We start from the raw sequence: 15,713 nt of genomic DNA, 5'->3' as shown, positions 1-15,713 counted from the left end.
TAATGAACCATAAGTCCACTTCCATTACAGACCATTTCACGAAGAAAAACAATATGTTAAGGAAATTAAAACTCAAATCTTCTAAAACGGCCAAATACAACTGCTGCTGTCATTTGGCTGCGTCCCGTCAATAAAGGTAAGCGAGATTTTTTGTTGGCATCGATCAGCCGCAATCTTAAATTCGTCCTCCAAAATATTCAAACGCAGCGCGCCTTTTGGAAGTTTTTTCGATAAAGAATTCTGGGTATAACGATGGGCAAAATCGATCCACACTCTTTGAGCGCCGGAACTCCCTGTTATAGACATCGGATTATTATTATCCAAACCCAGCCATATTGTAGATACGGTATCTTCTGTAATCGAAACATACCAACTGTCACGTTGGTTATTCGTAGTTCCTGTTTTGGCCGCAAATCGTAAATCCGGAAATGCCTTTTGTGCCGCCTTGGCTGTTCCTAGTTGCGGAACCAAAACCATCCCCTCTCTAGCAACCGCCAAAGAACTGGATGTAAACGGCACACGCCCTTTATGGTTAAACCGTTTCAATATTTGGCCATCGTGGTTTGCTACAGCAAGAACGATACCCAATTCACTGCTTTTCCCAATTGAAGCAATCGGTTGATACAATCGAGCAACTTCAAACGGCGATAACTCAATCGCCCCCAAAGCGACCGACGGTAACATCCTAAAGGGACGTTTTACGCCTAACTCTTTTAAAACTTGATCGACCCTAGAAAATCCAAGTTGAGTTACTAAATCAATCGTAGCAAGGTTATAAGATTTAGCCAGTGCTATATAAAGAGGCACTTCTCCGTGTTCTTTTCGATCGTAGTTTTCAGGTTGCCAAACATTCCCACTCATTTTGATAGGCTGTCGCTTGTCTTCCACTCTGCTCCACCATGTATAGCGGCCGCTTGCTATCGCGCTTAAATAGATCGGCGGCTTTACCAAAGAGCCTATTGGCCTTACCGCGCCCAATGCTCGATTAAATCCTGTGTAAAGCTGCTTGGTCGAGCCTACAATCGCCTTTACGTAACCTGATTCGCGATCCGTTACCACCATTGCGCCTTGCAGGTGGTTTAATTTTTTATCTCTTTTCGCCAGCTGTTGTGTACTTCCCTGAAGCGCCCTTGTCGCAGCTCTTTGCGCTCTTACATCAACCCCTGTATAAATCTTTAAATTTTCAGTGGCTAACACGGAGCGATCAAAATCACGTTCGAGCTGCATTTGTACAACATCTAGATAGTCTCCAAACATCGAACGTTGCTTATTGGCTTCATTCAATTTAATCGGTTCATGCTTTAATATTCTTGCGTCTGATGCGCTTAATTTACTTTGATCATGCAGCAAATTAATAATGACATTACGACGTTGTTTCGCTCGGTCAGGATTTCTTTTTGGGTTATACAGTGACGGTCCTTTTACCATTCCAACAAGCAACGCGTATTCACTTATATTAAGTTCGTTCAAAGGTCTGCCGAAGAAATATCGACTGGCAGCGGCAAACCCACGAAGTTCTCGGCTTCCTAGTTGCGCAAGGTACACTTCGTTCATATAGGCGGTTAATATCTCTTGCTTACTATAGCGATACTCAAGCAAAAGACTCATAAACACTTCTTTAATTTTTCGGGTATAAGTACGCTCCGAGGTAAGAAACATATTCTTAACCAACTGCTGCGTTAACGTAGAACCACCTTGAATTCGACTGCCGTGATTCAAGTTAACCCACGCAGCACGAAGTATCCCCATAAGACTAATACCATGATGACTAAAGAAGTCTCGATCCTCCGTGGTTGTCAATATTTCGATCAGCGTCGAAGGAATTTGATCATAGGTCAAGATCTCTCGTTGTTCCGAGTTTCCTCCGTACAGGTGGCCAATGACCTGAGGCTCTAAATAAGCCGCTTTTACCAGATCACCTGCCAAGGTCTGAATACGAAGCTCACCATTAGGAAACGAAAAAATAAGACGCCGACCTTTGTGATGACCGTCAGCATTATCAAATGAACGTAAGTTAGCACTTACTTTTGTACGACTTTTTGCTGCCCAGCCTACTTGTTGACTGTTCTTGCCAAAACGATACCCTGCATCATTGAGTAAATCCTCAAGCTCTTTTTTAGTCCATTTCGTACCTGATTTTAAAACAACTGGCGCACTGTACACTTCAGAAGGGACTTGCCATTTTTGCCCCTCAAATCGGTTTGTAACATCCTGATCCAGTATCCATAACCACCCCATAAACGGAATCGATGCAATGCAACCGAGTATCAGCGACCATTTAAACAAAAAATCAAAAGAACGCCTTATTAACGATTTCTTAACGGACTTTCTTTTTGCGGTACGACGTCGATTGCCTTGCGTTTTACGAGTTGTTGGTGTTGATCGACTTTTTTTGGGGCGGGGAGAAGCGTTTCGTTTTGTCATGGCAATGCAGTATAGAGACGCAGCGAGATCGAATCAATCTAAGCCCTAACAATCATGTCTATCTTTGTAAATTGATGGAAGTCGCCCTTTGTCGGCTTATATCTCCTTTTAGAAAAAGTTCGATTTACTTGAAATTAAGGAAAATCTTAGCAGTCAATCGATATCATGATTTATATTCCAGCCTAAAAACAACGCCCTCTAATCGGCGGTAATTTATTGATCTAGATTAATAAATTAATTTTCAAGAAGCGTACTTTGACAGAACTTAATACGTTGCATCATAGGAGCGCATCATGAATTTCACAAAAACTCTCACACTTGTCTCTCTATTCACCAGCGCCACATTAGCGTCTACCAATATATTTGCTCACGAAGCGGGATCGTGGCTAATTCGCGGAGGTGTAGCCGATGTTATGCCACAAGAAAGCAGCGACAATGTTTTAAACACGGGTGAACTTGAAATCGATGACAATACACAAGTAGCCGCAACACTGACCTACATGTTTACTGATAATATTGGATTTGAGGTACTTGCCGCGACGCCTTTTACACATGAAGTCAAAACAGACGGTCTCGGAAAAATAGCGGAAGTCTCCCACCTACCACCGTCATTTATGGCTCAATACTACTTTGGTAAAGCAAACAGCGACATTCGTCCATATGTTGGAGCTGGCTTAAACTACACCGTATTCTTTGATGAAAAAGGCTATGGCGCATTAGATGGAACAAAAATCGAGCTAGATAACTCTTTAGGATTGGCTGCTCAAGCCGGCGTAGACGTGAGCATTAATGAGAATTGGTTTGCCAACGCCTCTATTTGGTATATGGATATTAATACCACGGTCAAAACAGCCGTTGGCAATTTCGACGCAGACATTGACCCAATTACCGTCATGTTATCTGCAGGGTATTCATTCTAACATTTTGTTCTGAATGCTTAGATCTGAATGCTTAGATCTGAATACAAAGCTCTTAACAGTAACCAGCAATAAAGCCCGCTCAATTGCGGGCTTTATTGTATTAGTTTCCAGAAGACAAATTAAACACCGTATTACCCTAAATCAAACCGATCTAGATTCATGACTTTAATCCAAGCTTTAACAAAATCCTGCATAAAGCGTTCGCCACCTTCGTCAGTCGCATATACTTCGGCCAATGCCCGTAATTGAGAATTAGAACCAAACACTAAATCCGCACGTGTTCCTGTCCATTTTATTTTCCCCGTATTCCGATCACGACCATCAAAAACTTCTGCTTCTTTCGATTGCGGTATCCACACCGTATTGATGTCCATTAGATTCACGAAGAAATCGTTTGATAACACGCCCGGTTGATCCGTCAATACGCCATGACGAGAGCCGTCTGAATTCGTATTCAATACCCTAAGTCCCCCAACTAATACCGTCATTTCAGGTGCAGACAAGGTAAGTAACTGAGCTTTATCCACCAGCAAAGATTCTGTTGCGACACTGTAAGGTTGTTTTAAATAGTTTCGAAAACCGTCTGCCACAGGTTCTAAAACACTAAACGATTCAACGTCCGTTTGTGCCTGTGAGGCATCCATTCGACCCGGCGTAAATGGAACACTCAGTTCAAGCCCGCCAGCCTTTGCGGCTTGCTCTATCCCAGCACTTCCCGCTAATACAATCAAATCCGCAAGAGAAATAGCTTTATTATCTGATTGAGAATTGTTAAATGTCGACTGAATCGAATCCAAAACAGCCAACACTTTACTAAGCTGCTCCGGCTGATTCGCTTGCCAACCTTTTTGTGGCTGCAAACGAATGCGCGCTCCGTTCGCCCCTCCTCGCAGGTCTGACCCTCTAAACGTTGATGCAGATGCCCACGCGACTGATACGCATTCAGATATCGTCAAACCTGAATCCATAATACGGCCTTTAAGCAATTCAATATCATCACTATTTACAAGCTCATGATCAACGCTCGGAATAGGATCTTGCCAAATCAACTCTTCTGCTGGCGCATCTTTCCCAAGGTATCGAATGCTTGGCCCCATATCACGGTGTGTTAGCTTGAACCACGCTCTAGCAAATGCATCCGCAAAGGCATCAGGATTCTGATGAAAGCGTCGAGCAATCGCCTCATAGGTTGGATCTACCCGCAATGCCATATCTGCCGTGGTCATCATAATAGAAACTTTGTGATCGGAACCGTCTACTTGAGGCGCGTGATCTTCATCTCGTAATTCGACGGGAGCCCATTGCAACGCGCCTGCAGGGCTTTTTGACAACGTCCATTCATAACCAAATAGAACGTCAAAATAGCTCATGTCCCATTGTATTGGCGTTGGAGTCCATGCACCTTCAACACCGCTTGTTATCGTATCAACGCCTTTACCGCTTCCGTGTTTATTTTGCCATCCAAGACCCATCTCCTCTATCAGAGCCGCTTCAGGTTCAGGGCCTACCAGTGCGGCGTCGCCTGCACCATGCGCTTTACCAAAAGTATGTCCACCCGCAACAAGTGCGACGGTTTCTTCATCATTCATCGCCATACGAGCAAACGTTTCAAGAATATCTTGTGCCGAAGCAAGAGGATCTGGTTTGCCATTTGGCCCTTCTGGATTAACATAAATAAGCCCCATCTGAACCGCTGCTAAAGGGTTCTCAAGATTACGCTCCGCTTTTTCCGTCCCTGCGTAACGCTCATCTCCCAACCAGTCTGTTTCCGCTCCCCAATAGATGTCTTTTTCTGGCTCCCATAGATCTTCACGCCCGCCAGCAAAACCAAACGGTTTTAACCCCATCGACTCTAACGCACAGTTCCCAGCCAGTATCATTAAATCAGCCCATGAAATTTTACTGCCGTACTTTTGTTTAATTGGCCATAATAGACGACGCGCTTTATCAAGGTTGCCGTTATCAGGCCAGCTGTTCAGCGGCGCAAAACGCTGCGTACCAGATCGCGCGCCACCTCGACCGTCTGCCGTACGATACGTTCCTGCACTGTGCCATGCCATGCGAATAAAAAATGGCCCATAATGTCCATAGTCGGCAGGCCACCAATCCTGAGAGTCTGTCATTAATTTGAACAAGTCGTCTTTGAGCTGATCCAAATTCAAGCTATTGAACGCATCACAATAGTTGAAAGCATTCCCCATTGGGTTTGAGATAGCGGTGTGTTGGTGCAGAATGTCGAGCTTCAATTGATTTGGCCACCAATCTGCGTTGTTTGTGCCACCACCAGCACTGTGATTAAAAGGACATTTAGACATAACTTCTCTCCTGACCAGCGTGTTGTCGCTTTGTTTGCTTTAGTAACAGAAGTTATAGCGCCGGCGGGCAGTTACAAGCCAGTTGAGAATATCAAACACGACGATAGTTATTCCAAATCATCGCCTAATTGGTAGAATTTATTGAAAGGAGAACATCATGAAAAAGAAAAAATTTGTGATTGTCAGCGGCGCTGGAATCAGTGCAGAAAGTGGTCTTTCGACATTTCGCGACAGTGGTGGATTGTGGAACAATCACTCAATTGAAGAAGTCGCGACGCCAGAAGCTTGGCAAAAGAATCCAACACTCGTTCTGGATTTCTACAATATGAGACGAAAAGAGGCCTTTGCAGCTAAACCAAACTCTGCTCACATCGCATTAGCAAAGTTAGAATCAAAATATGAGGTGTCGATCATTACACAAAATGTTGACGATCTGCATGAACGAGCAGGGTCGTCTAATGTGATTCACTTGCACGGATTGCTAAAAGAAGCACGCAGCGACGTAAATGATACTCTTATACAAACCATCAACGATAACCCTATAAAATTAGGAGATTATGCGAGTGATGGTAATCAGCTACGGCCTAACATTGTTTGGTTTGGAGAGATTCCACATCATTTTGATCGCGCAATTGATCTCGTTTCAGAGGCCGATGCTATATTAATTGTGGGAACCTCACTGTCGGTTTACCCTGCGGCCAATTTAGTACACTATGCCGACAACGCCACTATTAAAACCCTAGTTGCGCCTGATATTGATCATGTGCCGCATAATTATGACCATTATGCAGATAAAGCAGGGACGGCTGTTCCTATGCTTGTCGAACGTTGGTTAACAGCACCTTAACCGTCATTCAGTTGTATTGCAGGTGAGTACGAGTCACATGAAGTTTCGTCAGCTCCTCCCAATAGAGCTGCTTGAATGTTCCTCCATGTCACATAAAATTCTCCCATTCCACTGACGAGCTTAACCTCTTCTTCAGACAAATTGTCGTCGGGTCGAACACAAAGATGGTCGTTTGCCCCATTGCCGAGGGTGGATTCTACTTCTCCAACCAGAGTTGGAGAACAATACAGAGTGGCCAGACTTTTATCACGGTGCATCGACACAACTTTATCAACCAAGATAGAGACTTTATCAATAGAAGACACCTTGCCTAAAAACGTTTGAATAACCTCATTAACAACCGTATTGGCATGGTGTTCAATCTCATCCCAGATTTTATCGTTTGCCGTTTTCGTTTCTTCCAAGAAGCGCTGGATGTTTTCAAACGCATCAGCTTCTAGCGTTTCTTTAATATTATTTGCCTGAATGTGCGCATTCTGCTCAGCGTGATCCATAATCGTTTGTGCTTCAAGTTGAGCCGACTCGATTATTAACGCGGCCTGATTGTGTGCCTTCGCTTCCGCCTCAGCAATAATATCAATAGATTTTAATACGCTCTCAGTTTCTTCACGGGTAATGATGTTTCGATTCGTCGAATAGGATGGAAGTGACACACTGCGTCTAACAAAAGAAGACATTTTATCCCTCTCTCTTTACTCTGTAGCAATCATTGTTCAATGATTACTGAGCGGTTTTCTGTTTTATTCGGATTACCTTTAGCCAACGCATCGACTTGCACTCGCCAAATAACGCCATACCACAGTTGATTTAGTCGATGATTTGGAATGCCTGAAACGTCAATATTTTCGACCGACAACACCATTGATTTCTGATATCTCAACCGAACTCGATTCCAAGTAGGAGGAGACAGCCAAGCTCTAAGCAACGCCAAACCAATTTGAGTTGGGCTTAGCGATTTAAGTACTTCTATCTCCCATGTACCTGGCATAAGCGCTTTTGCTATATGCCGAGCCCAACTTCGCGCTTCTAACGATAAACGTAACGTCTGATCGTCTGTTTTTTGATTTTGAGCGTTGGCTAAACACTCATGCGCCTGCTCCGTGTCAAGCGCATGAGTGTCGCTTTCAATCTGATCTATACCGTGATCCCCGCCCTCTTCAGCTAGTGCATGTTCTGTGCGTTGCTTAAGCACCACATCACACGCTAGCAACAAACAATAGTGACAGCTCTCTTCATCTAACGAGAGCCATTGCAGTAATGCATCACCGGGCTTAGGCGGGGCAGACATTTCAATCCCCAACCTAGCTCTGGTTTCGAACAGCGGGAAATTCATTAATTCTGTATAAATAGCCTGTCGTTTAGTCATGTCAGTTTGAGCGCCTTGTTCATCCCATTCGACGTTAAACAAGCTATCAATCCAACTCACATCAGCATAAAGCCAAGTCTGATTCCAGAAAATTAGCCATGACTCCAAACGCTGATGTTGTTCTTCTGATTCTCTAGAATGCGTTTGAGTCACGGGGAAACATCCTCAGTTTCTCGCGCATTATTTCTAGCATGTCGTTGAAGTATCAAATACTTTAATTCAGGTTTTATCGCAAAGGCTAAAGCAAAAAGTAACAACACAAACATAACTGACACGCTAATGATGGCGCTTCGCCAAATCCATAAATCAGATTTATCCATTAAAAATGGACCCACTTTTACAAGTTGCTGTTGCTCTTGGTAAGCCTTAGTCTCAACAAAGACTACGCTTAATTTATCTGGTTTCGCTGTAAGACCGGGGATGCTGGTTCTAACCAGCCGCTCAATTCGCGGTCGAATAACATCAGGATCTAAATCAGGGCGATGCTTGATAAATACGGCTGAGGAAGCAGGTTGAACGGCTTCTCCGGGAGCAACACGTTCAGGCAAAACAACGTGCACTCGTGCGATAAGGACACCGTCTATCTGTGATATTGTAGATTCCAACTCTTGGGATAATGCATAAATATAGCGAGCACGTTCTTCAAGAGGAGAAGAGATAACACCGTCTTTTTTAAAGACCTCGCCCAGATTCGCACGGGCTTTTCTAGGCAAACCAGCTGCTTCCAATATTCTAACTGCACGCGCCATATCCGAGGCTTCCACTAAAACGGTCACACCTTCTTTGGTTGCTTTTTTTTCCGCCTCAATGTGTTTGGATGCGAGCTCCGCAATCACATCATTGGCATCTTCTTCCGCCAACTTTTTGTGCAGTTCAATATCTTGTTGGCACCCAGTCATTAGGAGTAGTAGAAAAAGGCATAATAGACGTTTAATTGATAAGACCATTTGGCTTCAAGCTCTATTGTAAGCTAGTTAACTTCTCGATTGTCTGCGCACCTTTACTCACTAATTTAGTGGTTAGTAAGCTTTCGAGATAAAAAGACGACAGCGACCTGTTCGCATCTGTAACGTCCATCGGATCTCCAGTAACACCCGCTTTTTTTAGCGCTTTATTCGCTTTATCTTCTAGTTTTTGTAGGTGTTCAGAAGAGCTTGATAATTGACTTACAATTTTGTCTGCTACATTTTCAGGTTGGCTTTTATTATCTGATGGTTGAATTGCAGAGGAAAACCAATTGGAATCAGACTGATTCACAAATTCGTTTGAATTTGAGCTTGTATCTGACGTATGTACAGAACCGCCAGAATGAGAGAGAGTACTAGAAATAGATTGCGTGCTGTTGACCGACATAGCAGTACCTCATTGAGTTCAAAAAAGATAAACAGATGGTATAAAGAATGACCATTTAACAACCAAAAAGCATAAAGGTCGGCCCACCGACCTTTATTTTACTCAACGTCCGTGTTGGCATTCGCTTATAAATAATCAGATGTGGGAAGGCGATTAAGCAGCCACTTTATTCATTGCATCGTTCATAAGAGCACCTGTTGTCAGGCGTAAATCCATGTCGAGTTCTGAGTCCCCAGTGCTTTTGCCCGCAATGCTGTCTTTTAGCATGTCGGTAGCTGCCTGGAAGCGTCCCATTTCCTTCTCATTGAAGTCCTTTCCATTTTCGATGCGGCTTACCCAACCACCACGAGGCGCTTTGCCGAAAACTTCAGGGTTCATGTCCATCATCTTCCCAATGGTTCTAGCCGTATCTTTATCTTCATCAGAAAATTCGAATCGACCCGCCCCAACGGCGCCATCTGTCGCTGAACGCATTTTAGTGTCATCACTGACAAACTTGTCTACGCCAAGACCATCAATAGAGCTGGTCAGCATATGCTTGCCAAAATCTCCGCCCATTCCAAAGCCTTGCTGCTGCATTGGGCTCATAGACTGAGAACCACTTCCTATGCTTCCATTTGTAGGTGAAAAGCTCTGTGAACTCAGCGGTGAAGAAGTCGATGCGCCGGTAGAGTTCCCCATGCTTCCGCCTGACATAAGCTGCATAAGCGCGTCTTTTAATCCGGATTTAAAATCAGACAATTCGTTCTTATCTAGGTAATTATCTTCTTTTAATTCATCTTGCCAATTCCGCACATCCCCTGTCGCGTCATGAGGACCGCTGTAAGAGCTGCTATTTTGATCCATAAACTTAGCAATCTGCTCTAAGAAGTTGCTGTTATCGTCAGATTTTTTCGTGCCTTGCCCAAATGTCGCACCATCGCCTTCCTTTTCAAATAATGCCTTCACAAGCATATCTGTCATTAGCTCGACGATAGAGTCTGTCATGGATTGTGAAATGCTATTGATGCTTTGAATGCCGGAGCTAATGCCGCTTTGAAGCCCGCCCCCTTGCGACATTGAGGAATCAAGACCTCTTGCACCGTTACCTATATTGATATTTATATCCATTATATTTTTCTCCTGACTACCCACTTAGCAGCCCCTGCGAGTAAACAATGAAAAAGAAAAGAGGTCAGAAATAATACGCTAACCTCTTAATCAAACGAGTTCAGCGACAATTAGTACTGAAGCGCTTTACCCGTATTAGTCATCGCATTACTCGCTTTTGTAGCAGAGTCTTGATAAGAGCTAGCGATGTTATTCACCATATCCGACATCATTTTAGATTGCTGTGCCTGCGCGTTCATACGTGTTGTCAATGCAGTTGTTTGATCTAGTGCCTGCATAGATTCCATCGATGCTGTTAACGACTCTCCGCCAGACATGCCAGATAAACCGCTCGCAACACCACCAGAAACAACTGAACTCAAGCCACTAGTTAAAGTTCCTAACATAATAATCACCTCATTAATGAATGTTTAAATACAGAGACCGTTTTGAATCTCGCTAAAGTGAGTGGTGCCGACAACGGAGTAGTTCCCAAAAAGTGGAGGTCCACTCCCTTTAATCTTTTTAGACATTGGTTCAGTGAGAAAAATTGCCGGAAAACACCACTCTAAGAAACGTGAAATAACCAAGGTGAAAATGATCGATAAAGTGATATAAACACAATATTGTAATCGCACTAACCTACACTTCGAATAGTGGATACGTCTGGTCTAATCCAGTAACCTAGTAAGAATATGAATAAAGTGGTCGTCGCTTTATAAGCAAAATAAATTTCAGGAAGTAGGCACATCATAAGATGATTCTTCATAACGAATTGTTTTCATTTGAGAATTCAGATGCCAACAACACCATTCAGCAAAATAGCTTGTTAAAATGGTTGCTCGAATACGCCAAAGAACCCGCTATTTTTGTAGTAAACCCTGCGGATAACTTTCGACTTGTTATGTTTAATGATGCAGTCTGCCAACATTTTGGTTTATCTCGCGAACAATTATTACGCTGCACTCCTTCTGATTTTGATCCTAACTTTAAAGCCAAAGACATCGACAAACTTGCGACTTATATGGCGACCCATAAAAGCATTCGCTTTGAAAGCGAACACATACTCCCGACAGGCAAACGTGTGCCCGTCGAAATCATTGCCAATACATTTGGATATGAAGGACATGAGTATGTTATCGGTTATTTTAAAAGCCCCGAATTGCAGCCAAAAACAGATCACACCGCGCCTAATGCGAGTGACACGCATCGCCAAGAGCTGGAAAAGCAATACCACAAGGTGTTTGAAAATTTGGCTGACAGTGTCTGCATATTTGAAATTGACGACAACAATAACGCCATTATCTCGGACGTGAATGGCGCTACTATAAAAGCGTCTAATCGCAGCCCTTACTCATACCTCGGAAGCTACATTGAAAACCTTTTGCCAGAATCAAAAGCGGATAATTTCAACAAATATAAAACGGTCTGTTTAGAAACGGGAGAAGCTTGCTTTTATCAAGAATCATTTGAGGGTGAGACCCCCATACATTTAGATATTTCCATGACCCCTATTAAGAATGCGCATGGAAAAATAGAGCGTATCGTTCTTGTTTCACGGGATATTACTCAGCAAAAACATAAAGAGAACTTGCTGAGACATCGTGAGCAAGAATTTAGAGCGTTGGTCGAACACTCAAGAGACATCGTCGTTAGATATAATAAAGAGTGTAAACGAATTTACGCGAACCCTGCTTTTCTTCAGGCTGTTGAAGTCGATAAACAACAAGAGATTTTCGGCAAAACACCTCTTGAAGATCCACTGGCAGACAACGTCAGCCTACAAATGTACAAATACGTACAATCTGCGATAAAACACGAATGCTGCAAAATAGTCGATATTTCTTGTGAAAACGGTAAAAAAGAGGCCTGCTATGAAGTACATATTTTGCCTGAGTTCGATGAACATAATCGGCTAATCTCGATCCTTACGATTGGTCGCGATTACACAGAACGAAAACGCATAGAGAAAGCCCTGCAAAAAAGTGAAGAAAAGTTTCGCACCTTAGTCGAGAACGCTCCAGACACCATTAGCCGGCATGACTTAAACGGCCGTCGAATCTATTTAAACCCCCAAAGTGCGATTTTATCGGGTCAAATGTATAAATACGTGATGTTCTCTACACCCGCAGAATACCCAGGTGGAATCGAGGGCGAAAATTATCAACGCAAGATAATGGAGGTCATAAAGTCAGGAGAAAAGACAGAGTTTCAGATTCGCTGGAAATCCAGTAAAGGAGACAAATGCTCCCTAATTAGTCTAGTGCCTGAGCATGATGAATCTGGCGCTATTGTAAGTGTGCTGGCCATTGGGCGAGACATTACGTTATTAAGCAAAATTAAAAGCGAGCTGGAAGAATCACGACGCCAACTTAGAGAGCTGTCGGCGTATAGAGAGCTGACCCGAGAACACGAGCGAAAGTACATAGCACGAGAAGTTCATGACGAGTTAGGACAACAGCTCACGGCATTAAAAATTGAAACTCAGATTTTAGAGATGAGGTATGGCAATCTTGATGGCAATTTTAAAAAGCAATTAGACCGAATCAAAGATCAGCTGCAAAATACCATTTCCTTTACACGGAACCTTGTCTATCGACTGCGTCCGGGCGTTTTAGACATGGGAATCATACCGGCCGTTGAATGGTTAATTGATGACTTTCAGCAAAGAACGCCAAGCTGCAAATGCGCACTCTCGCTGCCTGCCAATACGGTTGATTTAAGTGACGATATTGCAACCGCGATCTTTCGAATCGTCCAAGAATCACTGACAAACATCATCAAACACGCTAATGCACACGCTGTTGAAATTAAACTCAAAGAAGAAAAAAACTATTTAAATTTGTCGATATACGACAATGGAAGAGGATTTAACACCGCCAACCACCGCGAGGATACTTTTGGTCTTATGGGGATTAGGGAAAGAGCCATAATGATCAATGCGGAACTTCAGATAATAAGCCAGGAAGGAAAAGGGACTCAAATAGAGATTAATATTCCAATTAGAAAGTAGAGACATCCATGAGTATAAAGTTACTGATTACCGACGACCACTCAATTGTACGAGAAGGGCTAAAACAATTGTTTTGCCTCTATGACGACATTGAAGTTATTGACGAAGCCGACAGTGGCGATGACTTGTTAATGAAACTTAAATACCTTAAACCAGATGTTGTTACTCTGGATATGGTTATGCCGGGGAAATGCGGCATTGACCTTATTGAAGAGGTATCACAAAAACACCCAACACTCCCCTTACTCATATTAAGTATGCACAATGAAGCACAAGTAACGCGAGGATCATTGCGTGCAGGTGCTCAAGGCTACCTCAGTAAAGATTGCGACGCATCAACTCTAATAGAAGCGGTTCGCAAGCTTTCAAAAGGCGGCAGATACATTCACTCAGATGTCGCGGAAAAATTGGCGTTTGAAATGGAGCCTGAGGAAGCGCCAAAACACACAAACCTTTCGAAACGAGAATTCCATGTATTTTGCCAACTGGCAAAGGGATTCAGTATCACAGACATCGCTGATGAGTTGAGTATTAGCAAAAAAACAGTGAGTACTCACAAATTCAGACTGATGCAAAAAATGGATTTCAGCAGCCACTCAGAAATAGTGCGCTATGCACTAAATTACGAACTCATTGAGTAATTAGGGAACCCATTCTTGAATTGGGTCACTTAATGCTTGGAGAGCTGATACTTTAACTGATTGCACTCGGTGTTCAGCTTTAATCTAAGATTGTTAAGGAGTCACATTAGTGATGGCCCATGATTCTTTTACTCATACGTCTTCTCTAGAAACCCACTCAGAAAGTTGGTCTATGTTAACCCGTCATGGCGACGGATACCTTACTCCCTATCAAAGAGAAGCGTTCGAACATGCAATAACACTTGTTAAAAATCGTCTAGATAAAACACTGAATAAAAAGTCGGCATTTGATGAGCCGGAAGCAGAATTCAACCTTGCTGACTACATAGATAAACTTGAAGACCGTTTTTTGGATGAGACAAGTCATTTAGGTGATATGGAGCAAGAGGTCGCTCTCACCGCTGCCCGATTTGCCGAAACGGTTGCTCAAATTATTCTAAAATACCAACCAGCAGGCCTAAAATAACGCCCTCCTGATTCAGTCTTTTATCGCGCTTAGAATACAAGTCCAGAGTGTGTTTATGAACATTCAAAATAGCCCAAATCACCACGCCCTGAATCTCCCGCAAACTACGGCTTCACCACTAAATACAACAAAATCAGTGGCCGCAGCGTTAGCGCCTGATCCATCTTCAAATATGGAAGAGATTGCGACTAAGTTTAGCGAAAGCGTCGAACGCTCCAGTAAATCACTCGAAGAGCGTTCCGTGTCTGCTCGGCCGAAGATGCGTATCGAAAAGCTCGAAAAGATGTATCAATTACTGACAGGGCAGGATGATCACAAACAAAACGAGGAGGTAAAAAAGCTCCTCTCTATGAGCCAGCAATCGTTTTCGCTAAAACAGCTATTGTCTTTAGCGAATGGCGACCCGGCAAAGGCAGACATTCTCGCTCAACATGCACTTCTAAAAAACAAAGCGCTTAATAACCCAAATGTAGAAAAGAATATTAATTCCGCCCTTTCCCAATTGCATCAAGCCCACGGAAAAGAAGTTAAAGCAGGAATAAATACCGCGGCAGCACTTGCCCTATTCAGTAAAAACACAATTCAAAGATCTCGGCTGCGCAAGCTTTACTACAAAAGCATTTCAGGCGCAGGATCTCTAGCGACGATTTTTGATGCGCTATTAAGCCAATTCGAAGAAGACCATTTTGAGCAGGGATTGCATACCTTGCTTAGAGCGATGACGGATGACCTTTCATCAAAGTTTCCCTCTCTTCCTCAAAGCCAACTCAAATCGGTTTTAAGTGATTTAAGATCCGGTCAGCAGTTGATTACGACTCACAATTCCTGCAAAGCACTCTTACAAAAATTTAAACAAAAAGAATTGGCTAAAGAGATGACCGCTCCACGACTCACTCGCCGCCTGATTGATCTAACTCAAAACAATGTTTATCCAAGAGAAATTAAGAATATGAGTGTCGACTCTGTAGGTGACAACCCCGTTAACATTGCAACCTTCCTAAATGCCATCTTTCCCTTGATCAAAAAAATGCCAGCTCCCTTGTGGCAAGACGACCGAGCACATCAAAACACTCTAAACCTAATTCTAAGAACCATGACGGAATACACCGAGAAAGAGCGGCAACATTATCAATCGACACAAGAACATACCATCACGGTTACTCGATAAATTTGCGATGCGATTTTGCAACGTTTCTATGCGACTTAATATGAAACTTAATACGCACTTTCGCCACTCAATAATGGTATCGCGACGCCCCCACATTAAGTGACGAAGGCG

At 43.1% G+C, this 15,713-nt stretch carries 14 protein-coding genes; 6 read left to right on the top strand and 8 right to left on the bottom strand.

Going from position 1 to position 15,713, the window contains the following annotated elements; genetic code table 11:
• Window positions 1-81: 81 nt before the first annotated feature.
• Window positions 82-2,424, bottom strand: coding sequence for a transglycosylase domain-containing protein (locus DFP79_RS14325; RefSeq protein ID WP_133504632.1), 2,343 nt, complete (start codon window positions 2,422-2,424; stop codon window positions 82-84).
• Window positions 2,425-2,717: 293 nt separating this feature from the next.
• Here DFP79_RS14325 and DFP79_RS14320 point away from each other — a divergent pair, with 293 nt between their 5' ends.
• Window positions 2,718-3,344, top strand: a complete 627-nt coding sequence (locus tag DFP79_RS14320; protein ID WP_133504631.1) for an OmpW family outer membrane protein — start codon at window positions 2,718-2,720, stop codon at window positions 3,342-3,344.
• Window positions 3,345-3,475: 131 nt separating this feature from the next.
• On the opposite strand, the gene katG is transcribed toward DFP79_RS14320, so the two are convergent.
• Window positions 3,476-5,659, bottom strand: a complete 2,184-nt coding sequence (katG, locus tag DFP79_RS14315; protein ID WP_133504630.1) for a catalase/peroxidase HPI — start codon at window positions 5,657-5,659, stop codon at window positions 3,476-3,478.
• Between the two features lie 157 nt (window positions 5,660-5,816).
• On the opposite strand from katG, the gene DFP79_RS14310 reads away from it, so the two are divergent.
• The gene (locus DFP79_RS14310; RefSeq protein ID WP_133504629.1) at window positions 5,817-6,506 is read left to right on the top strand and encodes an SIR2 family NAD-dependent protein deacylase; all 690 of its coding nucleotides are present in this window, start codon (window positions 5,817-5,819) and stop codon (window positions 6,504-6,506) included.
• Here the strand turns inward: DFP79_RS14310 and DFP79_RS14305 are convergent.
• The 6 genes from DFP79_RS14305 to DFP79_RS14280 all read right to left on the bottom strand — a co-directional run bounded on the left by DFP79_RS14305 (window position 6,503) and on the right by DFP79_RS14280 (window position 10,730).
• Window positions 6,503-7,183: an HrpE/YscL family type III secretion apparatus protein gene (locus DFP79_RS14305; RefSeq protein ID WP_133504628.1), complete on the bottom strand. Its 681-nt coding sequence runs from the start codon at window positions 7,181-7,183 to the stop codon at window positions 6,503-6,505. The genes DFP79_RS14310 and DFP79_RS14305 overlap by 4 nt on opposite strands.
• 29 nt (window positions 7,184-7,212) lie before the next feature.
• A complete protein-coding gene (locus DFP79_RS14300) occupies window positions 7,213-8,025 on the bottom strand; it encodes a hypothetical protein (RefSeq protein WP_133504627.1) in 813 nt (270 codons plus the stop codon).
• Window positions 8,022-8,819, bottom strand: a complete 798-nt coding sequence (gene sctJ / locus DFP79_RS14295; RefSeq protein ID WP_133504626.1) for a type III secretion system inner membrane ring lipoprotein SctJ — start codon at window positions 8,817-8,819, stop codon at window positions 8,022-8,024. Before sctJ ends, DFP79_RS14300 begins: the two co-directional genes overlap by 4 nt.
• A gap of 13 nt (window positions 8,820-8,832) precedes the next feature.
• Window positions 8,833-9,225: an EscI/YscI/HrpB family type III secretion system inner rod protein gene (locus tag DFP79_RS14290; protein ID WP_133504625.1), complete on the bottom strand. Its 393-nt coding sequence runs from the start codon at window positions 9,223-9,225 to the stop codon at window positions 8,833-8,835.
• Window positions 9,226-9,378: 153 nt separating this feature from the next.
• Window positions 9,379-10,335: a hypothetical protein gene (locus tag DFP79_RS14285; protein ID WP_133504624.1), complete on the bottom strand. Its 957-nt coding sequence runs from the start codon at window positions 10,333-10,335 to the stop codon at window positions 9,379-9,381.
• A gap of 110 nt (window positions 10,336-10,445) precedes the next feature.
• The gene (locus DFP79_RS14280; RefSeq protein WP_481822765.1) at window positions 10,446-10,730 is read right to left on the bottom strand and encodes a type III secretion system major pilin HrpA; all 285 of its coding nucleotides are present in this window, start codon (window positions 10,728-10,730) and stop codon (window positions 10,446-10,448) included.
• Between the two features lie 341 nt (window positions 10,731-11,071).
• On the opposite strand from DFP79_RS14280, the gene DFP79_RS14275 reads away from it, so the two are divergent.
• From DFP79_RS14275 to sctW, 4 genes are all read left to right on the top strand, one after another.
• A complete protein-coding gene (locus DFP79_RS14275) occupies window positions 11,072-13,327 on the top strand; it encodes a sensor histidine kinase (RefSeq protein ID WP_133504623.1) in 2,256 nt (751 codons plus the stop codon).
• An 8-nt stretch (window positions 13,328-13,335) separates the two neighbouring features.
• Window positions 13,336-13,968 (top strand): response regulator transcription factor, encoded by a 633-nt coding sequence (locus DFP79_RS14270; RefSeq protein ID WP_133504622.1) that lies wholly within the window; start codon window positions 13,336-13,338, stop codon window positions 13,966-13,968.
• 112 nt (window positions 13,969-14,080) lie between these two features.
• On the top strand, window positions 14,081-14,434 hold the full coding sequence (locus DFP79_RS14265; protein ID WP_133504621.1) for a hypothetical protein: 354 nt from the start codon (window positions 14,081-14,083) through the stop codon (window positions 14,432-14,434).
• A 55-nt stretch (window positions 14,435-14,489) separates the two neighbouring features.
• Complete coding sequence (gene sctW, locus DFP79_RS14260) at window positions 14,490-15,602, top strand: type III secretion system gatekeeper subunit SctW (protein ID WP_133504620.1); 1,113 nt, start codon at window positions 14,490-14,492, stop codon at window positions 15,600-15,602.
• Window positions 15,603-15,713 lie beyond the last annotated feature (111 nt).

It is taken from the genome of Marinomonas balearica (assembly GCF_004362145.1).
GTDB lineage: Bacteria > Pseudomonadota > Gammaproteobacteria > Pseudomonadales > Marinomonadaceae > Marinomonas > Marinomonas balearica.
Note: the sequence above shows the minus strand (reverse complement) of the source record. Positions and strands in the feature narration are given on the sequence as shown.